This is a genomic window from Cupriavidus sp. FW305-F7 (genome assembly GCF_058782875.1).
On record NZ_JBYSYC010000030.1, the window covers coordinates 38,660 to 60,649 of the forward strand.

At 65.8% G+C, this 21,990-nt stretch carries 36 protein-coding genes; 15 read left to right on the forward strand and 21 right to left on the reverse strand.

Annotated features, from left to right (window positions below):
* Positions 1–6: 6 nt before the first annotated feature.
* From AC3WL8_RS25145 to AC3WL8_RS25235, 19 genes are all read right to left on the reverse strand, one after another.
* A complete protein-coding gene (locus AC3WL8_RS25145) occupies positions 7–441 on the reverse strand; it encodes a hypothetical protein (protein WP_492379044.1) in 435 nt (144 codons plus the stop codon).
* Complete coding sequence (locus AC3WL8_RS25150) at positions 438–743, reverse strand: hypothetical protein (protein WP_492379045.1); 306 nt, start codon at positions 741–743, stop codon at positions 438–440. The genes AC3WL8_RS25145 and AC3WL8_RS25150 overlap by 4 nt, the downstream gene beginning before the upstream one ends.
* Positions 743–940 (reverse strand): hypothetical protein, encoded by a 198-nt coding sequence (locus tag AC3WL8_RS25155; protein ID WP_492379046.1) that lies wholly within the window; start codon positions 938–940, stop codon positions 743–745. Before AC3WL8_RS25155 ends, AC3WL8_RS25150 begins: the two co-directional genes overlap by 1 nt.
* Before the next feature lie 75 nt (positions 941–1,015).
* Entirely contained in the window at positions 1,016–1,951 is a 936-nt protein-coding gene (locus tag AC3WL8_RS25160) for a phage capsid protein (protein ID WP_492379047.1), read from the reverse strand.
* Between the two features lie 52 nt (positions 1,952–2,003).
* On the reverse strand, positions 2,004–2,378 hold the full coding sequence (locus AC3WL8_RS25165) for a DUF2190 family protein (protein ID WP_211980920.1): 375 nt from the start codon (positions 2,376–2,378) through the stop codon (positions 2,004–2,006).
* 39 nt (positions 2,379–2,417) lie between these two features.
* On the reverse strand, positions 2,418–3,767 hold the full coding sequence (locus tag AC3WL8_RS25170; RefSeq protein ID WP_492379048.1) for a S49 family peptidase: 1,350 nt from the start codon (positions 3,765–3,767) through the stop codon (positions 2,418–2,420).
* 47 nt (positions 3,768–3,814) lie between these two features.
* Positions 3,815–5,386, reverse strand: coding sequence for a phage portal protein (locus AC3WL8_RS25175; protein WP_492379049.1), 1,572 nt, complete (start codon positions 5,384–5,386; stop codon positions 3,815–3,817).
* Complete coding sequence (locus AC3WL8_RS25180) at positions 5,383–5,598, reverse strand: DUF6148 family protein (RefSeq protein WP_153954395.1); 216 nt, start codon at positions 5,596–5,598, stop codon at positions 5,383–5,385. The genes AC3WL8_RS25175 and AC3WL8_RS25180 overlap by 4 nt, the downstream gene beginning before the upstream one ends.
* Before the next feature lie 3 nt (positions 5,599–5,601).
* Positions 5,602–7,698: a phage terminase large subunit family protein gene (locus AC3WL8_RS25185; protein ID WP_492379050.1), complete on the reverse strand. Its 2,097-nt coding sequence runs from the start codon at positions 7,696–7,698 to the stop codon at positions 5,602–5,604.
* Entirely contained in the window at positions 7,682–8,206 is a 525-nt protein-coding gene (locus tag AC3WL8_RS25190) for a terminase small subunit (protein WP_492379051.1), read from the reverse strand. The genes AC3WL8_RS25185 and AC3WL8_RS25190 overlap by 17 nt, the downstream gene beginning before the upstream one ends.
* Before the next feature lie 143 nt (positions 8,207–8,349).
* Complete coding sequence (locus AC3WL8_RS25195) at positions 8,350–9,150, reverse strand: hypothetical protein (protein ID WP_492379052.1); 801 nt, start codon at positions 9,148–9,150, stop codon at positions 8,350–8,352.
* A 104-nt stretch (positions 9,151–9,254) separates the two neighbouring features.
* Positions 9,255–9,572: a hypothetical protein gene (locus tag AC3WL8_RS25200; protein ID WP_492379053.1), complete on the reverse strand. Its 318-nt coding sequence runs from the start codon at positions 9,570–9,572 to the stop codon at positions 9,255–9,257.
* Between the two features lie 194 nt (positions 9,573–9,766).
* Positions 9,767–10,153 carry a hypothetical protein gene (locus AC3WL8_RS25205; RefSeq protein WP_492379054.1) on the reverse strand — a complete coding sequence of 129 codons (387 nt, stop codon included), beginning with the start codon at positions 10,151–10,153 and terminating at the stop codon, positions 9,767–9,769.
* A 2-nt stretch (positions 10,154–10,155) separates the two neighbouring features.
* Positions 10,156–10,470: a hypothetical protein gene (locus AC3WL8_RS25210; RefSeq protein ID WP_492379055.1), complete on the reverse strand. Its 315-nt coding sequence runs from the start codon at positions 10,468–10,470 to the stop codon at positions 10,156–10,158.
* A complete protein-coding gene (locus AC3WL8_RS25215) occupies positions 10,467–11,534 on the reverse strand; it encodes a hypothetical protein (RefSeq protein WP_492379056.1) in 1,068 nt (355 codons plus the stop codon). Before AC3WL8_RS25215 ends, AC3WL8_RS25210 begins: the two co-directional genes overlap by 4 nt.
* On the reverse strand, positions 11,534–11,707 hold the full coding sequence (locus AC3WL8_RS25220; RefSeq protein ID WP_492379057.1) for a hypothetical protein: 174 nt from the start codon (positions 11,705–11,707) through the stop codon (positions 11,534–11,536). The genes AC3WL8_RS25215 and AC3WL8_RS25220 overlap by 1 nt, the downstream gene beginning before the upstream one ends.
* An 8-nt stretch (positions 11,708–11,715) precedes the next feature.
* Positions 11,716–12,120, reverse strand: a complete 405-nt coding sequence (locus AC3WL8_RS25225) for a hypothetical protein (protein ID WP_492379058.1) — start codon at positions 12,118–12,120, stop codon at positions 11,716–11,718.
* A gap of 2 nt (positions 12,121–12,122) precedes the next feature.
* On the reverse strand, positions 12,123–12,419 hold the full coding sequence (locus AC3WL8_RS25230; protein ID WP_492379059.1) for a hypothetical protein: 297 nt from the start codon (positions 12,417–12,419) through the stop codon (positions 12,123–12,125).
* A 50-nt stretch (positions 12,420–12,469) separates the two neighbouring features.
* Entirely contained in the window at positions 12,470–13,006 is a 537-nt protein-coding gene (locus tag AC3WL8_RS25235) for a phage regulatory CII family protein (protein ID WP_492379060.1), read from the reverse strand.
* A gap of 267 nt (positions 13,007–13,273) precedes the next feature.
* Here AC3WL8_RS25235 and AC3WL8_RS25240 point away from each other — a divergent pair, with 267 nt between their 5' ends.
* The gene (locus AC3WL8_RS25240) at positions 13,274–13,792 is read left to right on the forward strand and encodes a DUF2441 domain-containing protein (protein WP_492379061.1); all 519 of its coding nucleotides are present in this window, start codon (positions 13,274–13,276) and stop codon (positions 13,790–13,792) included.
* A gap of 136 nt (positions 13,793–13,928) precedes the next feature.
* Here AC3WL8_RS25240 and AC3WL8_RS25245 read toward each other — a convergent pair whose 3' ends face one another.
* Entirely contained in the window at positions 13,929–14,249 is a 321-nt protein-coding gene (locus AC3WL8_RS25245) for a hypothetical protein (protein WP_492379062.1), read from the reverse strand.
* The gene (locus AC3WL8_RS25250; RefSeq protein ID WP_492379063.1) at positions 14,246–14,551 is read right to left on the reverse strand and encodes a hypothetical protein; all 306 of its coding nucleotides are present in this window, start codon (positions 14,549–14,551) and stop codon (positions 14,246–14,248) included. Before AC3WL8_RS25250 ends, AC3WL8_RS25245 begins: the two co-directional genes overlap by 4 nt.
* Positions 14,552–14,634: 83 nt before the next feature.
* On the opposite strand from AC3WL8_RS25250, the gene AC3WL8_RS25255 reads away from it, so the two are divergent.
* From AC3WL8_RS25255 to AC3WL8_RS25320, 14 genes are all read left to right on the forward strand, one after another.
* Positions 14,635–15,279, forward strand: a complete 645-nt coding sequence (locus tag AC3WL8_RS25255) for a LexA family protein (RefSeq protein ID WP_492379064.1) — start codon at positions 14,635–14,637, stop codon at positions 15,277–15,279.
* A 153-nt stretch (positions 15,280–15,432) separates the two neighbouring features.
* Entirely contained in the window at positions 15,433–15,567 is a 135-nt protein-coding gene (locus AC3WL8_RS25260; RefSeq protein ID WP_492379065.1) for a hypothetical protein, read from the forward strand.
* Positions 15,568–15,577: 10 nt separating this feature from the next.
* Positions 15,578–16,099: a hypothetical protein gene (locus AC3WL8_RS25265; protein ID WP_492379066.1), complete on the forward strand. Its 522-nt coding sequence runs from the start codon at positions 15,578–15,580 to the stop codon at positions 16,097–16,099.
* Complete coding sequence (locus AC3WL8_RS25270) at positions 16,096–16,320, forward strand: helix-turn-helix transcriptional regulator (RefSeq protein WP_371827392.1); 225 nt, start codon at positions 16,096–16,098, stop codon at positions 16,318–16,320. Before AC3WL8_RS25265 ends, AC3WL8_RS25270 begins: the two co-directional genes overlap by 4 nt.
* On the forward strand, positions 16,317–16,454 hold the full coding sequence (locus AC3WL8_RS25275) for a hypothetical protein (RefSeq protein WP_414214239.1): 138 nt from the start codon (positions 16,317–16,319) through the stop codon (positions 16,452–16,454). The genes AC3WL8_RS25270 and AC3WL8_RS25275 overlap by 4 nt, the downstream gene beginning before the upstream one ends.
* A 1-nt stretch (position 16,455) precedes the next feature.
* On the forward strand, positions 16,456–16,686 hold the full coding sequence (locus AC3WL8_RS25280; protein WP_492379067.1) for a hypothetical protein: 231 nt from the start codon (positions 16,456–16,458) through the stop codon (positions 16,684–16,686).
* 10 nt (positions 16,687–16,696) lie between these two features.
* Complete coding sequence (locus AC3WL8_RS25285; protein ID WP_492379068.1) at positions 16,697–17,056, forward strand: adenylate kinase family protein; 360 nt, start codon at positions 16,697–16,699, stop codon at positions 17,054–17,056.
* The gene (locus tag AC3WL8_RS25290) at positions 17,053–17,406 is read left to right on the forward strand and encodes a hypothetical protein (protein ID WP_492379069.1); all 354 of its coding nucleotides are present in this window, start codon (positions 17,053–17,055) and stop codon (positions 17,404–17,406) included. Before AC3WL8_RS25285 ends, AC3WL8_RS25290 begins: the two co-directional genes overlap by 4 nt.
* 22 nt (positions 17,407–17,428) lie before the next feature.
* On the forward strand, positions 17,429–19,477 hold the full coding sequence (locus tag AC3WL8_RS25295; RefSeq protein WP_492379070.1) for an H-NS family nucleoid-associated regulatory protein: 2,049 nt from the start codon (positions 17,429–17,431) through the stop codon (positions 19,475–19,477).
* Positions 19,474–19,932 carry a hypothetical protein gene (locus AC3WL8_RS25300; RefSeq protein WP_492379071.1) on the forward strand — a complete coding sequence of 153 codons (459 nt, stop codon included), beginning with the start codon at positions 19,474–19,476 and terminating at the stop codon, positions 19,930–19,932. The genes AC3WL8_RS25295 and AC3WL8_RS25300 overlap by 4 nt, the downstream gene beginning before the upstream one ends.
* Positions 19,929–20,066 (forward strand): hypothetical protein, encoded by a 138-nt coding sequence (locus AC3WL8_RS25305; RefSeq protein WP_492379072.1) that lies wholly within the window; start codon positions 19,929–19,931, stop codon positions 20,064–20,066. The genes AC3WL8_RS25300 and AC3WL8_RS25305 overlap by 4 nt, the downstream gene beginning before the upstream one ends.
* A complete protein-coding gene (locus AC3WL8_RS25310) occupies positions 20,059–20,751 on the forward strand; it encodes a hypothetical protein (RefSeq protein ID WP_492379073.1) in 693 nt (230 codons plus the stop codon). Before AC3WL8_RS25305 ends, AC3WL8_RS25310 begins: the two co-directional genes overlap by 8 nt.
* Complete coding sequence (locus AC3WL8_RS25315; protein ID WP_492379074.1) at positions 20,748–21,209, forward strand: hypothetical protein; 462 nt, start codon at positions 20,748–20,750, stop codon at positions 21,207–21,209. The genes AC3WL8_RS25310 and AC3WL8_RS25315 overlap by 4 nt, the downstream gene beginning before the upstream one ends.
* A 473-nt stretch (positions 21,210–21,682) precedes the next feature.
* A complete protein-coding gene (locus AC3WL8_RS25320) occupies positions 21,683–21,979 on the forward strand; it encodes a type II toxin-antitoxin system RelE/ParE family toxin (RefSeq protein WP_492379075.1) in 297 nt (98 codons plus the stop codon).
* The last annotated feature ends 11 nt before the right edge of the window (positions 21,980–21,990 follow it).

A 21,990-nucleotide genomic window follows, 5' to 3' on the forward strand; every position in this document is an offset into this window, starting at 1 on the left:
GTTTCCTTAGGCACTCAGGCTGCCGCGCTGGGTGCGATAGAAGAGGTCGTAATGCACGGTGCGCGCCGAGCGCATGCCGCCGGTGTGCTCATAGGCCGGCGCATCGGTCGACAGCTCGCTGACATCGATGAGCTGCCCCGCGGTGAAGCCCATCACCAGCGGATGCACGATCGCCAGTGCCGCCTCGGACAGCGGGTCGGGGTTGGTGTCGCGCACCACCAGCGTGAGCAGCAGCTCGCTGTGGCGATCGACCGCGCCGGTGGTTTCCTGACCTGGCGCATCGGCACCGTGATGCAGCACCAGCACGTACTTGGTGGCGCGCATCTCCAACGCCTCGAAGATCGAGCGGGAGAACTGCATCCCTAGCGCCTGCAGCGCCGGCGTCGCCTCCAGGGTCGCGCGCAGCTGCTCCGCGTAGGACTCGCGCAGGGTGGTGGTCATGGCAGCTCCTTATGCAGCTCAACCGCGACGAAGGCGCCATCATCGATCGGCATCGGTTCGCCAAAGGGGCGATAAGTGCCGGACGAGGCGCCGGTGGTCACCACGACCTGGTGCGATCGCGACAGGACGCCGAACACATCGGCGCGACCGGTCAGCGTCCAGGAGCTGGCCCGCACGGTGCCGTCGAGCACGTCCTTGAAGCCCTGATCGAGCAGCGCCTTGGCCGACAGGCCGAGGCTCGCCACGGTCACCAGGTCGCCGAAGTCCTCGACGAAGATGTCGAGATCCTCGCCCGGCAGCATCAGCTCTGCGGCTCGCCGGCCTTACCAGCGCCCGAGTCGGTTTCGCCAGGCTTGTCCGCGCCCTTCTTACGGCCCAGGATCTCGACCGCGCCCAGCCTTTCCAGGTGCTCGGCCTCGTCCTTGTCGAGGTCGAACTCCTCGCCGGCCTGGCGTACCTTGTTGCCGGTGTCGACCGGCCAATTCGCTTTGACTTTCATGCTTGTCCTTGCCATGACAACGGCCCGCACGTGGCGGGCCGTCAGGGTGGATTACCGTCGCGCGTCGCCTGGGCGTCAGGCGATCGCGTTCTGGAAGAAGAACGACAGATCGGGTGCGGTCACCAGCTCGTTGACGCGCTCGCCGGCGCGCACCTGGTAGCCGCCCTCGAGGCCGCCATGCTGCTTGCCGAACTCCGCATCGGAGATCCGCTCGCCCTGCTGCGCGGTGAAGCCCCAGGTCGTCGAGCGCGTGGTCTCGGCCGGGATCTCGCGGTAGATGAACGCGGCATGCTTGCCCCAGGCGCGCTGCAGCGACATCGCCTGGCCCTTGCGCGCCGTGTTGACGAAGGCGCTGCCCACCAGGATCTCCTCCAGCTCGAGCGCATCGGCCAGCTGCTGGCGCGTCACGCCGCCGCTGGTACCGCCTTTGCCGTTGACGTAGTCGATCACCTTCGGGTGCAGGATCAGCTTGGTCCAGACCGAGCGACCGAAGATCGCGACATTGGGCCGCATGATCGGCGTGTCCAGGTTGGACAGGATGGCGGTGATCGGATCCGAGCTGGTGTAGTCGGACCACTGCGAGGTGCCCGACAGCGTCACCTTGTTGTTGTGGTTGGCCGCACCGAAGACGGTGTTGGCCACGCGCACCTCACGGTCGAGCGTGACCAGCTTCATCACGAACTCGGCGGCGAGCGCCAGCGGGTCGACGCCTTCCGGGGCATTGCGCACGTCCTCGACCGGGACGATTTCGTCCAAGCCGTAGTCGAACACCGCACCGGTCAGCATCGTGCCGCTGCTTTCGACCTGGTTGGGTCGCGCCTTGCGGCCGACGCGGGTGTCGGGCACGGTGAAGTGGTCGGCGACCGTCTGCACCAGATACTTGAACTCGGCCTGCGAGACCGTCACGCGCGGCATCACGCGGTCGGCGATCATCTCGCCGTTGGCGTAGGCGATCACGATCGACGCGATGAGCGCAAGATTGATCGGGTACGGAGCGACAGCAGTCGTCATGGATGACTCCTAGAAATGAGGAAAGGGAAAAGCAGCGAGGAAAGCGGGGCGTTTAACCCTGCATCAGACCGGGCGAAAGGAACACGCCGCAGATGTCGCCCGAGACGCCCGATACCTCGGCGAAGCCGATGATGCGAACGTTGGAGCCGGCGCCCGGCGCCGCAGCGACGGCACGACCGACCGAGTCCGAGGTGAGCGGCTGGCCGCGCGTCACGTTGCCGCCGTACTCGATGTCGGCGATGCCGCTGCGCACGATGGAGGGACGGTCGCCGGCGACGTAGGCAAAGCCCTCGGTGGCACCGAGCAGGGTATCGGTGGCCGCGGCGGCCTGCTTGACGGTGCCATCGGTCGCCCCATGGGTGACGATGCGATTCTTGGCCAGCGCGCTCTCTGCGGTGTGGGTCTTGAGGAGTCCGGGATTGCTCATGGTGGGGTCCTGTGATGGATCGAAGGGAGAGCGCGGCGATTACGCCTGCGCCAGTTCCTTGGTGGCCTGAGTGGCCGCCGCGGCGTAACTCAGCTTCTGGCCGGAGGCCTGGGCGGCAGTCACCAGCTCGCGGGCGCGGGCGGCGACCGCCTTCGGGTCCGGCTTGGCCGCGACCGCAGCCGGGTCGCTGGTGGGCGCGGCCGGCAGCGGTGCCGGGGCGTCGGCGTTCAGGGTGGCGGCCTGCTTGGCGAGTGCGGCACGGTGCGCGCCCAGCACCTGGGCGGCGGCCTGGTCGGGCGTGGTCGTTCCGTCGGCCTTGAGCGAGGCAATCAGCGCCTCGTGGCCGACCATCGCGTGCGCCTCGATGCCGAGGATGCGATCGCGCTCGGCGGTGGCGCCGGCGGTGCGCGCCTCGGTCTGGATTGCTGCCAGCAGCTCGGGCGACTGGGCCGCCAGCTCTTCGCGGGTAATGCTCATCGTGGTTCCTTTCGGAGAGGTGGGCAGGTCTGCCCGGGTTTTGACTGGCGCAGGCTTCGCGCCGGGGACTTGAAACTCGCCGGCGGCGAGCCTGGCGATCAGCTGCTCGGCTGTGGCCATGCCATCGACCAGGCCAGCATCGATCGCTTGCCGGCCGACGAAGATGCGACCGTCGGCCATATCGGAGAGAACCTTGTCGGCGGAGACGCCTCGGTTCTTGGCGACCGCATCGACGAATTGCCCGTAGAGGTAGTCGATGTAGTCCTGGATCGAGGACTTCCCCTCTTCGGACAGCGGCGCATAGCTGGTGGCGATCCGCTTGAACTTGCCGGAATAGATGTCCGTCGTTTTGACGCCGCGCTGGGCCTCGGCGCCGGACACGTCGCGGTGCACGGTGGCCACGCCGATCGATCCGACCTCGGTGGTGGTGTCGGCGATGTACACGGCCTGGGCCGCGCTGCCGATCCAGTAGGCGGCGCTGGCCATGGTGCCGTCGGCAAGCGCAATCACAGGCTTGATGGCGCCGACCTCGCGCACGATGTCGGCGAGCTGCTGCGTGCCGGCCACCGTGCCGCCGGGCGAGTCGATGTGCAGCAGGATCGAGCTCACTTGGCGATTAGCCGCCGCGGCGCGCAGATCCCGGGCGACCAGGTCGCTCGAGGCGCCACCGGAGATGTCGCTGAAGAGGTTCGCGCGGCGCGCGATGGTGCCCATGATCGGCACAATCGCCACGCCGCTGACGATCTCGTAGTCCTGCGGGGTACTGCCCAGCGGCTTGCCGATGCTGGCCTCGATCGCCCTCAGGTCGGCGGCCTCCCCCAGCATGTGCCGCTCATAGGCGCTGGCGATCGCCACCAGCTTGTCGGGAAGGATGGCCCAGGCGCCCGTGACCACATCCAGTAGTCGGTTCATCGTCGCTCCAGAAAAGCGAAACCCGCCACGCGGGCGGGTTCGGGTTGTCATTGGTCGTTGGTGTTATCGGGCGGGGCCGGTGGATCCGGCGGTGCGGCGGCCTGCCCGGCCGGCACACTCAGCAAGCCGTCGCGCTGGCGGGCCTCCTGCTCGCGCGTTTGCTGGGCGTGGTTGTCTTCCCAGTTGCTGCCGTCGTAGGCCATGGTTTCTTTGGCCAGCGTGGTGCGCCCGATCTGCAGGTTTTTCTCCGACGCCTGCGCCTCCTTGAGCGGATCGATCGCGCCCGGCGCATCGCCCACCCACTGGCAGCCGAGCCAGGCGCGGCGAATCAGCGGATGCTCGAAGTAACCCGGCGCAGACAAGTAGCCGTTGGCGACCGCCTCATCAATGACCAGTTCATACACCGGCTGGCAGAAGTTGGTGGCCAGCCAGAAGCGACGCATCTTGAAGAAGCGCCACGCGTCCAGGATCGCCGCCCGCGCCGCCGTGTAGCTCGAGGTGTAGTGCTTGATCAGCACCTCGAAGGGCAGTTCCAGCGCGACCCCGATCTGGCGCAGGATCGACTGCACGAACGGGTCAAAGAGCGCGTTGGGCCGGCCTGGATTGATCACCTCGACGCTGTCGCCCGGCGCGCCCTGGATCACCGCACCCTTGCCGAGCTTGTAATCCGGGCAGTCAGTCTCTTCCGGCACGACCGCGTCGCCGCCCTCGGTCTTGATGAAAACCGTGAACATGCCCGACACCACCGCGGCGGCGAGCTCGGCATCGGTGTAGGTGCCGAGCTGGCGCAGCGGATCGATCACCGGCGCCAGGTACGGCTCGCCGCGCGTCATGCCGACGCGCCGGCGCTCGAACAGGTGCAGCACATTGCGCCGGCCGGAGCCGCTGCCGAAGGCCTCGCGCCGGTCCCACACGCGCTTGCCGCCGGCAGCACCGAGCGCGCCCGGGTGCTTACGCAGAAAGTGGTACGCGACTGCTGCGCCCACATCGTCGAGCTCGACGCCGCCGGCAAACTGGTCGTCGTCGCGCCGCCCCTGGGGGTTGCAGCAGCGATCGGCCTCGATCAGCTGCAGGCGCGTGCGGTAGCGCGTGCGGTGACGCTCAAGCATCGGCGTCAGCACGAAGATGTCGCCGTTCTCCGCGGTCGAGCGATACACCAGCTGCTGCAGCTCGTAGAACGTCTGCGTGAGCGCCGCGTCGCATTCCTTGCTCTCGGCCCACAGCGCAAACTCGCGCTGCGCCTGCCGCTGCCAGGCCGTCGCCTCTTCCGGCGTGAGCCCGAGCATCTCGCTGTCGATGGCGGGCTGCGGCGCGAGGCCGGTGCCGACCACATTGGTGACCACCGTGTTGATCGCACCGCGCGCGAGCGGGTTATTGCGCGCCAGGTCGCGGCTGCGGTTGCGCAGCACGGCCAGCTGCGGGATCAGGTCCGCGTCGGCCGAGCCGCCGAACGCAAACCAGTTCTTGAGCGAGCGCTTGATGGTCGAGCCGCCGTCATAGGCGCCGGAATAGGCCTGCACCGTGCGCGCATGCACGCGCCGGTTGCCGGCCGCCGGGCTGAAGTAGTTGACGACGCGGTCGACCATCGTCAGCCGTGGAGTGGGCTTGGCGACCTTCATTCCGCCACCCCGTAGCCGATCGTCATGCGGCGGCCACCGCGGCGGGCGACGCGGAGCTTACCTTCCCAGTAGTCGATCTGCTGACGGATCTCGGCGGCATCGACGCGGGTGAAGCTGCGCCCACCGATGGTGTAGGCCTGATTTTTCGCCACGGCGCTGCTGGCGGCCAGCCAGAGGTCGAGCTGCTGCTGGGCTTGTTCGGCTGTGATCATGGATCAAATCTCCACGCCGCCCGACACGGTGCCGTAGCGGCGCCGACGTCGGGGTGGCAGGTTGGGTGAATCGACGGGCGCAGCCGGCGAGGCCGGCGCACTCGGCGCGGCGGCCTCCTCGTCGTGCGTTTCGTCCTGGTCGGGCTCTGGCGGCGGCGCGATCGCGTCGACCGTCGGCGGCTCCGACACCGGCTCGGGCTCGTCGAACAGGCCGCCCTGCGACAGACGCGCCTCCAGGATCGACCAGTCGCGCTCCTGCATCAGGTGTACCTTGGCCGCGCGGGACGCGTGCAGCGCGTAGACCTCGCAGTCCAGCACCTCGTTGCGCTTGCCGACCTTCTTCTGCCAGACGCGGATCACGTGGCCGTTCTGCTGCCGCACCGGCGCCTTGACCTCGGCCAGGAGCTGCTCGAAGTAGTCCGCGATCACGTGCTTGTAGACGTGAAAGCGGCCCGGCCCCCTGCCCTCCAGGCTGACGCGGCCGCGCTCGCCGATCAGCAGGTCCTTGGCCCGCCCGACACCGACCATGAACACCGACACGCCATAGCGCGCCGCCTTGGTGTTCTTCTTGTTGGTCTCCAGTACCGGGCCCGGCTTACGGAAGATCTCGGCGTCGGGGCTGCGCGCGCCCTTGATCGCCATCACGTGCGGCACGCCGCGGCCCTGGCGCGAGCGCACGTATTTGTAGACGGCATCGGAGGTATTGCCGTCCGAGCTGTCGATCGACACGGCGCTGACGCTCAAGGCCATGCCTCGCGCATGGCGGTACTTGCCGAAGATCAGCTTGTCGAGCTGATTCCAGCAGTCATCGCTGATCAGGCCGGTCTGCCCATACAGGCGCTCATACAGCACCAGCCAGGTCTCCTCGCCGCGGCCCCAGGCGCGAATGACGACTTCGAGGCGATCGGGCTGCACGTCGACGCCGACGGTCAGCAGCAGGCCACCCTCGGGCACGGTGCGCGGCAGGTAGTCCTTGGCCCGCTCGGCCAGCTCTTCCGGCTTCGCCTGGTCGCCCTTGAACGAGTACGCCTCGCCCTTGGAGCTGTTAGTGAAGGCAACGAGCTTGCTTTCGTCGCCCATCGCCAGGTGATGCAGCGCCGTGAGCCAGTTCTCCATCAACGTGGGCATGGTCGAGCCCGGAAACGGGCTGTACAGCTCGTTGATGAAGTAGCCGGCGATGCCATTGAACGGCGCAGTCGCCATCCAGCGGCCGGCGCGCACGTTGCGGCGCTTCTCCGCGTCGTTCCAGAGGCCGCCGCAATGCGGGCAGACGTAGTAGGCCTTTTCGGGCACCTTGTTGCCGAAGATCGGATGCGAGACCGCCGGGTCTTCGGGGCACTTCAGGTTGTCGAAGCTGAGCGCATGCTCTTCGCCGCAGTGGTGGCACGGCACCATGCCGACGCGCTTGTCGGACAGCTCCATCTCGGCCGCGATCGTCGACGTGCCCTCGACCGTCGGCGTGCCGCCGATCACGATCTTGACGCGCGAGCGCCGGAAGGTCTTCGTGCGCTCCTTGGCCAGCTTGATCGAGTCGCCCTGGCCGCGCAAGTTCAGGTTGCAGTCGTCCGGCTCCTCGATGAAGATCCGCGGAATCGGGCTCGACTTCACCGAGCTCGGCGAGTTGGAGCCGACCAGCTTCAAGAACCCGCCGCGGAAGCGCTTGAACAGCATGCGCTGCTGCGACTTGCGGCTGCGCAGATCCACCGCCTGGCGCAGCCGCGGCGTGGCGGTGACCATCGGCTCGAACTTCTCGGCCATGTATTCCTTGGCCGCGCCCTCTTTCGGGAACAGGCCCAGGATCGGCGACGGGTCCAGGTCGATCCACTTGCCGAGAATGTTGCCGAGCACGCCCGAGGTCCATGCGACCTGCGCCGATTTCTGGCAGCACACCTCGATCACGGTCGGGTCATCGAGCGCCTCGAGCGGATTGCCCGGCCAGCACAGATACGGCGTCACCTCCGGGTCATACTTTCCGGCGCGGTCGGCCTCGATCGACGACAGGACTCGGTATTTGCGCGCCCACTCCAGCGCGTTCATGCGCGGCGGGAGCGCCCAACGCGCGACGGCCGAGCGCAGAGCGCGCTTAGCCGTCGTCGTCATCCTCCTCATCGTCGCCGGCATCGTCAGGATGCTCAGCGTCGGGATCTCCATCATCGTCCTCGCTCAGGTGCTGGAGCTTGCCCAGGCACTCCTCAATGAAGGGCAGCACCAGCGCCTCGTCGATCTCGACGCCGTGCTTCTCGAATATGGCGTCTGCGATTTTTCCGGGCAGCAGCAGCAGTTCGGTCTTGGCGGCCTCGACATGGCTGCTCCACAGCCCCTCGAACTTGGTCGCCGGCGCCAGCATGTCGAGCTTCTCGCCGATGCGGATCTCGACCTCGATCTTGCGGGCGCGGTCGAGCTCATCCTTGGGACTCGACAGGCCTGCGCGATGCAGCTCACGCCGCGTTAGCCAGGTGATCACCGCGCTGGTGTCGTACTCGTTGCCGCGGCCGCGCTGGCCTGCGAGCAGCACCGGCATGCCTTCGTCCTTTTGCCAGCGAATCAGCGTCTGCACCGCGAATCCGGTGATCTCCGCCAGCTCCTGCAGGTTGACTGTCTTACCCATCGGACCTCCAACTAACTAACCCTTGCGCCCCCTTTATCTAGAAACGAAACGCGGATCGAATTACCCCCATGACGCGATTTCCGGAAGGACCCGGCCGCCATCGGGGGCAGGCCGGGCCGGGGGCGGCGCCGGCCGCACTTTCGTCAGCGCCGCGCCGTGGCCTCGGCCAGGTCGGCCGCGGCGCGCAGGTTCGGCACGAGATTGGTGCTGGCCACCTCTGCGACCAGGTCGAAGAACGCGAAGCGCGCGGAGTACTGCGGCGCGTCGACGAACAGCAGCACCGGCTTGGCCGCGCCGCGCTGCAGGTGGCCGATGCGCGCACGCTCGGCCGTGCTGTATGCGTCCTTGCGGTAGATACCGGCAGGCAGCTTGCCGTCGGGCTTGCTGAGCGCGAAGTACGAGAAGCCGCGCAACCCTTTGGACGGGCGCCCCTTGGCCAAGCTGTAGCGGCGCTTGTCCGTCATGTTGGCGCGATAGCCCTGCTCGCCGAACGCGCGGAAGTACGACAGCAGCTGCACGATCTGGCCGCGGTTCAAGTTGCCGAACGCATCGAGCTGCGCCGCCCTGCCCGGCACGGTGGCCTGGCCGGCGGGCAGGATGCCGGCGGACTGCAGCGAGCGCTCGTATCGCTTCAGGCGCCGCTCGCCGCCGTAGACCTCGGGCAACAGGTACTTCTCGGCCGGCGTGCCCTTGCCCGCATCGCTCTTGACCCACACGCGCGCCTCGAGCGTCTGCTTGGTGGCCGAGCGAATGTAGATCGCATTGAGCGTGTATGGCGTGGGCCGATCGAAGCGCCTGGCCATCTCGCCGACCAGGCGCTGCTTGGCATCGAGCGCGGTCTGCGTCAGCCCCTTGGCCACCGCGAACGGAAACTGCCGGCCGAGCTGGTCTTCCATCAGACGCAGGAACGGGCCGATGTTGGTCGAAGCCGTCACGTTCGCCATGGCCACTCCGAGAGAAAAGAAAATCGGGCCGGCACGTAGCGGCGCACCGGCCCGACAAGCCCTGCCAGCCATCCCCCGATAGCCAGGCAGAGAGGAGACACGGTTCAAGCGCCGAACGATCCTGCGTCCGCCGCGCACCCACACTCGTCGCAGTGGCTGGCCAGCAGCATCGCCGCCGGCAGCATCGACATGCCCTCTTCGAGGTCACGCAGGCGGGAAGCAGACGCGCCCGGCGCCAGGCGCGACACCGGTGCGCGACGCGGCACCGACACGGCAGCCAGCAGCAGCGCGCGCGAGGCAATCACGTCAGGACTGCGCCCGGCCGCCAGCGTCGGCGCCATCACTGGCATGCGGATCGGCGGCAACGGGTCGCTGCGCTTGCTCTGCCACCAGGCCACCAGACTGCGGATGATTCGCTTCACGTCGCCGCCTCCGTTGGGCGCGCGCGGCGCCGTTGTCCAGCAGTTCGCGAGTCATGATCGCCCCCACGGTACAACCGAGCATGAACGGGTAGAACATGACGCGCTCCAAATGAAAAAGCCCGACGCGGTAGGGACCGGGCCGGGCTTCATTCACTGCACGCAACGAGCGCACAGCGTAGCGGAAATCTACTGATTCACTGCACGGATTGCAAGAGCAGGTGAAAGGGTGGTGTCTTAACGTGCTGATTCTCAAGGCAATATTTCACCATCACATGCAGCGTCTTTTTCATGTGGTACGCCTGGCGCTCGCTGACCTTCACGCGCTTGGCCACATCGCGCGCCGGCAGGCCGTCGACGTAGAACCCCATCGCCACCTTGCGCATGTCCAGCGGCAGCTTCAGCACGGCCTTGTGCGTGCGCTCGCACTCATCCTCGAAGGTGGCCACGAACGGGCGCACCGGCACCGTGCGCGCCTCGTCGATCGTCAGGCTGCTTTCCCCGTAGCCGCGCCCGCCATTCCCCTTGTGCAGCCAGGCTGCCCAGGAGCGCAGCCGATCCTTGACCCAGTCATTGCTCGCCATGCTCACCTCCGTTTGCCGACGATGGCCCGCGCCGACGCGATACCGCGCTCGGCCACGGAGGCCGTTGACGGCATGTTGTTGACTTCGGGAATTCCGGGAATCGGCGGCAGGTGTTCACGCCGCGCGACTTGCCACAGCCTGGTCCAGCGCGCCGCAGCCACCGACCAGGTGCCGGGCCGGATCGCGCCCACGCCATAGCGCACCGCGGTCCAAAATGCTGCGCGGTCGCTCCACCGGTCGCGCCGCTCAGCGCGCAGCGGCAGCTGCTCGACCGCCTCGGCATAGGCCTGCTCGGCGCTGATCTGGCCCGCGCTCATGCTTGACCGCGTCGCTCGCGCGCCGCATCGAGATCCCGCTTCCACTGCAGCAGCTCACCAGGCGACACCGCCGGCCCCTGCATGCGCTCAGCATGAGCGGCCTCGGCTGCGGCCCCGTTGGCGAGCCGCAGGCGCTCCTGCTCGCGCGCCTCGGCGACGGTCTCGGCATGGACGGTCTGCCACGCCTCTCCCTGCTGTTTCGCATTCCGCAATAATCCGTTGAAGTACGGCCACGGCTTCTTGACGTCACCGGCCTGCGTAGCGCCGTGCCATTCGTCCAAAACGCGCTGGGCGAGCGTTTTGCTTAGCTCGGCCGTCCTTCGTGCGATGTAGCCCCGCTGGCGCTGCGTGATGCCTGTCGGCCAGGCGAGATGCGCTTCCCACGTGACGCCCGGCTTCGCCCCCTCATCTAATCGCCCGGCCGCAGGCCGCTCCCCACCGCGCGTCTGCTGCTCGAGGCGATCCTCTGAGGGCTGCTGGCTGCGCACATCGTTCGGTGTTTCGTCGGTTTTGGGGTTGCCAGCCTCTTGTGCCGCAGGCGCGGGAGGGTCGATTGATCCATCCTCCTCGGGCCGCAGGCCTGAGGGGGTAGGGGGAGGAGGTTTTAAGGTGTTACCGGACTCCGGATGTGTAGCGGCTCCGGCGTTTTCGCTAGCTGTGGACAAGTTCCGCGACGGCTTGCGCTGACTAGGCTTAGCGGGCTTCTCCAACTGTATCGACTTCGTATCGGCCTGTTTTTGGTCGCAGTTATCCGTATCAGCGAGCGGACACGCAAACACCAGGTCATACGGGCCGCCCATCTTGCGCAGCAGGCCGAGCTGCTGCAGGCGCGCCAGCATGCGCTGCAACTTGGACTTATCGTGGGCCAGGAACCGCACCCCGGACCGTCCAGCGCGCTCGGTCCACTCCTTAAGGGCCTGGTAGGAGATGCGCACGCGCCGGCCCACCACGCCGGTCTTGAAATCCATCCGCGGCCGCAGCGCGCCGACGTAGAGCTGGAACAGGTCCGCGCCCTCGCCCAGCAACGCGTCGAGCTCAGCGTCATTGATACGGAATGCGGGCATCAGACACCCTCCTCGCGGCGAGGATCGAGGAGCTGCCACACGTGGCCATGCTCCCACTGGCGATAGTGACTGCCGTAGCGCGGGAACGGATTGGCATCGTCTCCCTCGCCCTGCTTGGCGGCCGCACGCCCTGCCGCGCGCAGTGATTCGATCGATTGGATAGGTAGGTCCATGGAAGTCCTTACGGCCGCACTGCGGCCTCACAGAGAACATCGAACGTGGCCACGAATGCGGCCGGGCTATCGGGCCCGTTCTCCACGCGGTACACCTGCGTGGCGGCGGCCACTTCCGCGCGATAGGCGGCGCGCGCGGTGGCGTCTGGCATCCGCACCCAGCGCTCGCAGCAGATCTCCGCGAGCGCCGACATCTGCCCGGCCGCCGCGAAGATCAAGAACACGTCGCACAACGGCCAAAAGCCCAGCAGATGCTGGGCAAAGGCGCGCAGGCCGCGCATCCCCTTGTCGGGCGCCAACCGACAGGCGTGATGCCAGGCGCAGCACAACTGATAGGGTCGGACGCATGAGAAGCCGAGCGACTCCCGCGTTGATTTGCAGCAGGACATGTCCTGCCGGAAGCGGATCTCCATTTTCACGCCGCGAGTACCTGGTCAAATGCGCACAGGTCTTCCCAGACGTGCCCCAGGTCCGCACTGCCGTCATAAGTGGCGACCATGTGCTGCAGCGCCTTGTCGACGCGCAACTGGGCGACGTAGTCCGCATGCTTCACGCTGATCAGGCGAAACACCCGGCCCCGGCCATGCTTGATGGCGAAGACCCCGAACGCGTCGCCGCCCCGCAGGATGCGTTTCTTGACGCGGGCGAAGACCGATTTCAGCTCGCGCTGCGTCAGTGGCTTGCGCGGGCGCAGGATGAGTTTTGGGCGCACGCGACCCGCCGGCGCCGCGCTGGGAGCGCCGGGCAACAGATTGATTCGAGTCATACGAGACGCGCGCTACCGAAGGGGGTATCGTCAGGAACCGTGACAGCCTCGATGCACTCCCGAAGCATCGTCACCATGGTCAGCACGTGCTGGACCTCAGGGAGCACACGCTCAGCCTCGCTGCGCGTGATCTTGCCGTCTGCCGCAGCTTGGGCAAACTCCGCCATCATTTCGCCGAACTCACGCGCCGCCTCACCGGCCTGACGCATGGCGGTCGCCACGCTGGCGGGCGCCCCCTCGGTTTGCGGCAAGCAGATCGCGACCATGCCATGACGCCAGCAGAGCGCGCGCATCGGGATCTGCCAGCCATCGAGCTTGGCCTCCTCGCACAGCTCCAGGATGAGGGAGTACTCCTCGAAGTTGAGATGGTGCGTATCGATCCCCGGCCGCAGCTTGTTGCGCAACACATTGGGGTACATCTGCCGCCCGAGGCGGCGACCCATGGCCTGCGCGAGGCCTTCAATCGAGCCCGGATAGCGGCTCGCGAGGCTGTAGAGGGCCTCGTGCTGATTGATGTCGTTGTCGGTCTTCACAGAAACCACGGTAAACCCCCGGAATACAGCCGTTCTTTCCTAGCGCACGGCCTGTTAATCTTCGTCTCAACGCGGCTCTTGACCGCGAGCTCAGGGAGAAATCTGTGTTCCAACCCAAGCCAAAAATCCTTCGTCCAAAATTTCTTCGTCGTATGACTCCGATCGAGAGGCAACGAATTTCCCCTCGTCGGAGGAATAGGTGCGCACCCCAAAGTCAGGTATGAATCGCTGCTTCTGAGCTCAACAACCCAACCTGAAAGGGTCCGCATGGAAGAACAGCTGTACTTCGTTTCAAAGCAAATCGACCGTGGCGCCGGCACCATGGAGCCAGGAGGCTGGGGCCGCGGATACGACAGGTATCACGGAGAAGTGCCAACCGGATCTCTGTCTCAACTGATCATGGAACTAGCCATTGAGCGCGTCCGTTTAGAGCGCCATCCGACCTTGCCAAGCCGATTCAACTGCAACTTCCTTTTCACATCCGAACACGCGGCAAGGAACTGGATGGCGGACCGGCAGAGCAAGGACACACCGACCGTTCTTTGGAAGGCGGAGGTCGTTGACCCCTCTCTGCCAACTCACCTCGGCTACTTCAACATCTTTCCGTTTCCTCCGAACTGGAACTTTCGCGACGTACAACGCACCGCCGAGCACTACTGGATTCCGAATCAAAATCTCGCCACGCAGGAGTTGCTAACGGCTTCGCCCGTTCGCTTAATCGAGCGGATGGACCCAACGGAGCGACCGGCCGTCACGGCTGATGTGCCTGGCGAGCCATGCGTCTAACCTGCCATCCTGAAGCTCTTCACACATTCGAGATTGACCATGAAAATCCTTGTCAGCATCAGCACCCCCGACACTGTCATCCCCGAGTTTCCGTGGCCGAGTGATGCACCACCCCCGTCGGTTGGCGACAGCGTACTTACTCGCTACCTTGACAAGCCATTTGCGTTTCGGGTGACAGAGCGCTTTGTTGCGGTAGGGAGCTTTGCGAACGGGGAGCCGGCAACCCACTATTCATTGAAAGTCGAAGTAGTTCCGGATGATCTAGAGGACGAGCCTCTCCAGCGCTGATTTCCCAGCCGCCGGCTGCCACCCCGCTCAGTACCTCCACCAACACGATGACGCGGCCGCGGGCATTTGCACCTACGGCAACAGTGACCGCGCCCGATTTATCGCTTTGCACGGTGATGGTTTTGTCGGGCCCAATCATGTTTGGGCGGGCGTCGAGGTGCTCGATCATGGGATTTCTGGCTCCTTCGTTTTGATTGGCTGCGCACAGTTGCACGGGCCTTCCTTCTGGCAGAGTTCGGGCCAGATGAGGTGCCAATCCTCGGGACGCATCGCCTTCCTGGCCACGCGTCCTTCGGTGGCCAGTTCTAACCCCGTGCAATTCTTCGGCGATGGCATGCGACCGGAATAGCGGTGCCGCCACTGTCTGATCTGCGCATCACTTTCGATGGCGTAGCCGAAGGCGTTCATTCGCCGCCGGAGTTCTCCAACGGTCAACGAGTCAGTCGACGAGAGGTATTCATCAAGATGCATGCGCCACATGCTAATAGCATTTGCTACGCAATGCAAGTAGCCAACGCTACCGTAGCGTGCGCTACGCTTTCGGGATGCACAAAATGACCGAAACCCGGACTGCCCGACTGAAGGCAGCTATTGATAAGCTCTGCGCCGGCAACGCAAATGAGTTCGGCCGACGTCTTGGCTACAAAGACGGGGCCTTCATTCGTCAGATGATCGCTGGAAACCGGCCGATTACCGAAAAGACGGTCATCGCTATTGAGGCGCTGCCGGGCCTGCGTGGCTGGTTCTCTGAGGCAGCATTCGACGAGAACGTTTCCCCGGCCCAGATCGGAACCCGCGCTATCCCTCTAATCAACTACGTTCAAGCTGGTCAGCTGACCGATATCGGTGCTGCTTTCACTGGCGAAGCAATGGAATACCTGCTTACAGATTTACGCTTATCAAACCACGCATTTGCACTCGAAATTGAAGGTGACTCGATGCTGCCGGAATTCCGTCCAGGCGATCGCGTCATCATTGACCAGGAGGTCGCCCCGGCTCCCGGGGACTTCGTGGCGGCACGCAATGGTAGCGAACAAGCCACCTTCAAAAAGTACCGGCCGCGCGGCATCAATGAAAACGGAGAAGAGGTTTTTGAACTGGTTCCGCTCAATGACGACTATCCAACCCTGTATAGCAACCGCGAGCGGCTTGGCATCCTTGGAACGATGATCGAGCATCGTCGCTATCGCAGGCGCTAACACTTCACCGCCCTAACCCTATCCGAGCCGCCTTCTAGGCGGCTCTTTTCTTTTGCAGCGCGGCTCAAAAATCCAACGCGTAGCGTTTGCTATTGCATAGTTGCGTAGCGTTTGCTATCTTTCCGCTCATACCAACTCTTCTGGAGTGCGCGGATGCCTCGCAAGCAACTTTCCCTCGGCTGGTTCACTTACCTTGTTCTCCTGGGCAGCGTCATCGTCGCCCACGCCTGCGCGGTCGAATTTGACGAGCAGGCCGCGCCCGCCACCGCCACTGCGCGCCAAGTCTGAGGGGCCGGCCATGCACCTCGAGTACTACGCGCACTACCGCCCGAGCCCGGCCCGCTGGAAGGTCATAGACGACTTCGGCACCGTGCACGACACGCTTTCCCGACATGGAGACTTCGGCGACATATTCGACGCGCCGCATCGCCAGCGTGTGCGCTTCATCGAAAGCCAGCTCGAAGACCCTGACTACTTCCGCCTGGATCAAGCCGAGCCACAATTCCACCGCCTGGACGAGTCGACGGCTTTCGTCACGCCGTTCGGCCTGAGCATCGAGGCCGAGCTGAGCATCGGGTTCCGGCTGATTCCCCACTGGGACGAAGCCCACGGCGAGGCGCACTTCACTCGCGACAAGGGTGCGCGCATTGCCATCGGATGGGCCCGCGTGTACGGCGTGGAGTTCAGCTATGACCCCGTCGCGCTTTCGCAGCCCGAGCTGCTGGAGTACTGCTGGCAATACCTCGATCTGCAGCGTGCGCGGGAGGTGGCCGAGAAAGCTGCTGCCGCAGCAGCACAGATGAGTGGAGCCGCGCAATGATCCGCCCCTTCTATGTCGACCTGCCCACGGTCGCGGCCATTGTGTCGCTCTCCGAGACCAGCGTGCAAAAGCTCGTGCGCGAAGAGCAGTTCCCGAAACCGCGCACCGTTTCGAGCCGTCGGGTTGCCTGGCTCGTTCGCGAGGTAGAGGAATGGGCCGAGGCCCGCCCTGTTTCAGATCTGCTGCCGCCGCCCAACACGTCGAGGAGGAAGCCGCAATGATCGCGTTCCGCATCGTCATCGACGGCCGTCGCGCCTATGTCGGCCTGTTTCGCTGCACCTTCGACGCGATCGAAGACGGGTTCAACCGCGGCGCGCGCACGGTAGCTGCCAAGCGCATCACGCCGCGGGGCTGAAATGGGCCGGCGCCGCGCCCGCTACACCTTTGCCGACCTGGTCGAAGGCTTCCGCTTGATGAACGGCTCCGGCAACGCCGAACAGCGCCTCAGGGACTGGCGCATCGCCATGCAGGTGCGCGCCTTCCTGGAGGCCCGCCGCAAGGCCCAGGTGTCGCGCCACCCTCCCCGCCCCCGCTTCGATCCATCCATCCCAGACCACAAACGCCGCCAGGCAAACGACCTCGACTGAGGAGATACCCATGCTGATCGGACTCACCGGCCGCCCTGGTGTTGGCCAGGACGTTGTCGCCGACTACCTTGCGCGCAGCCACGGATTCACTGTCACCCGACTCATCACCGACAACCTGGTCGACGAGCTGAGCGACCACCACGTTGTGGTAACCCGCATCCGCGATCGCGTCGATGCGGAGCTCCTGTTCGACCGTGGCGGCATCGTGGTGCACCTGCGCGACCCCAACCTGCCCGACTTCGGGCCCGAGAACGGCATCGCGCTGCGTGACATCGATCACCAGGTCACGGTAACCACCGACTTTTTCCGCGCCTTCGACCTGCTCGACCGCGTGATCGGCGAAGCCGAGTTCTCGGGAGCTGCAGCATGAGCAAGCGCACCTACTACGTCGACCTGGTCTGCTTTATCAGCGCACCCAGCGAGACCGGCTACAACCGCCTGATGCGCACGCTGGAGCTGATCACCATCGCCATGGCGGCACAGGGGATCCCGGACTATGACGTGCAACTGAGATCAGCCAAGCGCGCCATGGCTGGCGTTTTCGGGCGCTGGCAGCGCACCGCCCGGATCACCGTGCTGGATCTCGAAGCGCTGACGCTGCGCGCGGCTGCACCCGCCGTCGAGGAAGCGATCGGCCGCACGTGCCTGGACACGTACACCGCCGCGAACACCCTCTCCAAGGCCGCCCTGCAAGCGCAGGGCGAGGCCGTCGAAGTCTGACCCCACCAATCCGGAGCACCACATGAGTACCCCCCAAGCAGGCGATCTTTTGCACGTACGCATCGACCAGCTGGCCATCTCGCCGCGCAACGTCCGCAAGACCCCCTCCTCCACCATCAACGAACTGGCCGCATCGATCCTTGCTCACGGGCTGATGCAGAACCTGACCATCACGGCCACCGCCAGCCGCAAGAAAAGCGCCGCGCCCTATGAGGTCATCGCCGGCGGCCGGCGCCTGCAGGCGCTGCAGCAGCTGGTGGCCGAGCGCAAGCTGCCCAAGGACCACGAGGTGCTTTGCATCCTGCGCGAAGCCTCCGGCGCCGAGGAGGCCAGCATCGCCGAGAACATGCACGAGGCGATGCACCCAGCCGACGAGTTCGAAGCCTTCAAGGGGCTGATCGATGCCGGCAGCTCCATCGACGATGTCGCCGCGCGCTTTGGCGTCACGCCGCTGGTGGTGCGCCGCCGCCTCAAGCTGGCCAACATCTCGCCGCGGCTGATCGGCGAATACCGTGCGGGCAACATCAAGCTGGACCAGCTGACCGCGTTGGCCATTTCCGACAACCACGCCGACCAGGAGCGCGTGTGGGATTCTGCCAAAGGCTGGAATCGCAATCCGCAGGCGCTGCGCGAAGCCCTGGTCGACAAGGCCATCGATGCCTCGCGCGATCGGTTGGCGCGCTTCGTCGGCCTGGATGCCTACGAGGCCGCCGGGGGGCCGGTCACCCGCGACCTGTTCAGCGACGGCGGCGGCTACATCGGCGATGCGCAGTTGCTCAAGCGTCTGGCCATGGAGAAGCTCGAGGCGATCGCCGACCAGGTGCGCGCGGAAAACTGGAGCTGGGTCGAAGCCCGGGAAAAGCTCGACTATAGCGAGGAGCACAGCTTCGGCCGCAGCCAGCCGAAGAAGCGCGACGTCACCGCCGCGGAGGCCGCGCAGCTCGAGCAACTGGAGGCGCGCGCGCGCCAGCTCGACGATCTGCTCCAGGACGATGACTCGACCGAAGAACAGCAAGCCGAGTTCGACCGCGTCGAGGCCGAGATCGCCAATCTCAAGGCAGGCCTGGAAGCCTATAGCGAGCGCCAGAAGTCCCGCGCCGGCGCGATCGTCACCATCGACCACAGCGGCGTCGTCGAGATCCATCGCGGCATGATCAAGCCGGCCAAGGACGGCAAGAAGCCGCGGGATATGCCGGCCGACGACAGCGAAGGCGAGCCGGCAACCCAGACGCCGAAAGAGCCGTCGCTGTCCGCGACGCTAGTGCAAAAGCTCACTGCACACCGCACGGCCGCGCTGCAGGCGCTGGTCGCCGGGTCGCCGGCGGTGGCGCTGGCGGCGCTGCTGTATGCCCTGGTGCCAGACGTTTTCCGGTCGTCGCTGGGCGATCGCTTTCGCTACGACGCCGTGGCGAAGGTGGCGATCACCGATCAGCGCGGCTCGGTTTCCTCGGCCTCGGCCGACATGGAGGCCTCGCCCGCCTGGCAAAGCATGGAAGCCAGCGTCGCCCGCTGGGAAGACCGCATGCCCGGCGAGGAAGAGGATCTGTTCATCTGGTTGCAGGATCTCAGCCAGGCCGATCAGCTCGATCTGCTGGCGGTCTGCGTTGCGCACAGCATCAACACGTTCGAACAGCGAGAGGACTCCGCTGGCCACGTGCGCGCCAATCAGCTCGCCGAGGCAGTGGATCTGGACATGGCCGACTGGTGGCAGCCCACGGCCGGCACCTACCTGGCCAGCGTGGCGGCATCCCGGCGCATCGAAGCCGTGCGCGAGGCCGCCGGCGAGGAAGCTGCCGCAGGCCTGGAAGGCATGAAGAAGGCCGACATGATCGCCGCGGCCGAGGGGCACCTGGACGGCCGCCGCTGGCTGCCCGCGCTGCTGCGCCGCCCGACTCGGCCCACGGCTGCAGCCAAGCCTCCCACCAGGAAGCCTGCCGTGCGCTATCGCGACGAGAAAGGCAACACCTGGACCGGTCGCGGCAAGCGGCCCGGCTGGGTCGAGGCGGCCCTGAAGGACGGCAAGACGCTCGACGAGCTGCTGGCCACGGATGCACAGGAGGTCAACGCGTGAAAGCCAATCGTCAGCCCCGCTCGCCATCACCGAATAGTATCGCGGCGCGGCTCTCGGAAGAGCAAGGCCTGCGCCTGGCCGCAACCTCGCGGCCGGACACCAGCTATCGCGCCCCGCGCCGTGCCACCGCCGGCGACGATCGCGTCGACGAGTTGGCCAGAGCCATGAAGAAGCGCCTGGCCAGCTGCCACCCCAAGAAGGGGGAAGCCTTGGGCAGCCCGCTCGAATTCTCGATCGAGAAGCTCAGCCAGATGCTCGCCGAGGCCGTCTGCAGTGGCGACCCGGTCAGCGTGGCCATCGTCGCCATGTCGCTGCACGTCCGCGGCGGCGATCACCAGGTCATCGCTATGCAAGCCATGCGCGCGCTGCTGCGCGGCAGCCGCGACGATCAGTCGCAACGGATCGCCGAGCTGGAGAAGCAGCTCGCTGCGGCGAAGGAAAGCACCGAACGATGACTGCCTACACCGCCCTACTCATCACGACCACTGCGTGGCTGATCTTTGCCGCGGTCTGCATTTACGCAATGCGCTGCCAGGCCAAGTGGATGGCAGCCCTCCAACCAGATGGCGAGGAGCACCACCATGGCTGACACCATCACCGACTACCCGACACGACGCACCATCCCGGCTGCCGGCGCGCGGGCGCCGCAGGCCTTTCCTGTTGCGAGCGTGTTTCACCTGGGCGCGAGCATGGCCCCGCCGCCCGAGCCCGAGGCCACGCCCGCCGAACCCACGGACGCGCCGGCGCCCGCAGCCCCACCGACGAAGGTCGAGCTCGCCATTGCCTACGTGAAGCAGTACGGCGAGGCCTCGCGCGCCGAGCTGGCCGCCGCCATGGGCTTGGAGTCGGACAGCCACGTGAAGTCGTTCCTCAAGACGCCGCTGGCAGACGGCCGCCTGCACGCCGAGGGGGACCGCTACACAATCGGCACAGGCCAGCCCCAACCTCGCCCGCGCCGCGCACGCAACCCGACCAAGAAGGCCTCGCCGCGGCCGCGCAGCACCGCCAAGCGCCCTGCCCCACCCCTCACCACTGCCGCACAGAAAACCTCACCCTCCCGCTCAGCAGAAGCGACGCCAACGCTAAGCGCCGGCGTGGACATGACGGCAGAAGCCGCGCACATCCTGGTGGGCGGCATCAGCATCAGCGTGCGCAAGGACGGCGGCGTGTCGATCTCCGCCAACGGCGGCACCGTTGATCTGACGCCCGACCAGGCGAACATCATGCGCGCTTTCGAGGCCCTACTCGCCTCCGCACGCGGAGCCGCGGCATGAACGCGCCACGCGAATGGATGGCCGCCATCACCAGCCCGACGCGCGGCGTGATGGACATGGCACCGGGCGCCTGGAGCCACAGCCCAGGCGACATCGAGCGCGTACTTGTGCGCGAGGTAATGGCCGGAGAGCAGCCCGCCGCGATCGCGTCAGCAGCCAGCGGCAGCGTCGACGCGGCCGACGCCATCAATGCCGCCATGACGGATCTCGCGCGCGAGTTGGGCGCCTTCTACAGCGACCTGATCCCGCACAACTCGGGACTTTTCATCCCTGGCGAAGCACGCGCCTGTGCGAACCCGTTCGACGCGATTCGCCGGCTGTTCGCGCACGTGCACGCCGGCGGCCTCATCCACCGGCCCGCGCCGCTGCAGACCGACAAGCCGGCTGCGCGCACCAGCAAGCCCGAGCCCTCCCCTACCGAACATGACCCGCGCCAGGTGGCGCTCTTCGAGGTATGACCATGACCCGCCCCGCTCTCGCTCGCGCCGTAGCCATCCTGTGCAGCAACCCGGACTTCCAGCGGTTTCTCGCCCGCCTCCACCCCGCCCCGTGGAGCCAATACAGCGCCCTTCCCCTTTCCGAGCGCGCGGCAAACGTCGTCCGCGCTGTCTGCGGCATCAAGTCGCGCCGAGAGTTGGACTCCAATGCACAAGCGCGCCACCGGTATGACCGCATGATCGGCCTGCCGTATAGCAGCTGGCGCGCGACTAAAAATCACAGCCGATCTGCTGCGGACACCCAATAAACTCGGCCAACGCCGAACACTTCTGGAGCGCCGTCATGCCTCCGTGACCAGCCCAACGGTTCGGTGCTCTTACCGCACCGCCAGACAACTCCGCAGGCATCACGTGGTCAATGAGGCACATTATCCATCCGATGATCCAGATATGCATCTTTACACCTAGTGTAAAGATGCATATACTCTGTGTGCATGGAAATCGAATTTGACGACCCGACTTACGACAGGCTCGAAACGGACCCAGCGTTCACGGGCGGATTCGCGCTGCCACTAGTCAACCTGTATCGCAGGCGAATCCAGCTCATTCGAGCCGCCACAGACGAACGCGCTTTTTACGCTCTAACGTCGCTGCATTTCGAAAAGCTAAAAGGCACTCGGCAAGGCCAGTATTCAATGCGGCTTAACGCGCAGTGGCGCTTGATCTTGAGACTAGAGCAGCGCAGTAATGGAAAAGTCGTCGCTATCGTCAGCATCGAGGACTACCACTAAATGGAGAGAAG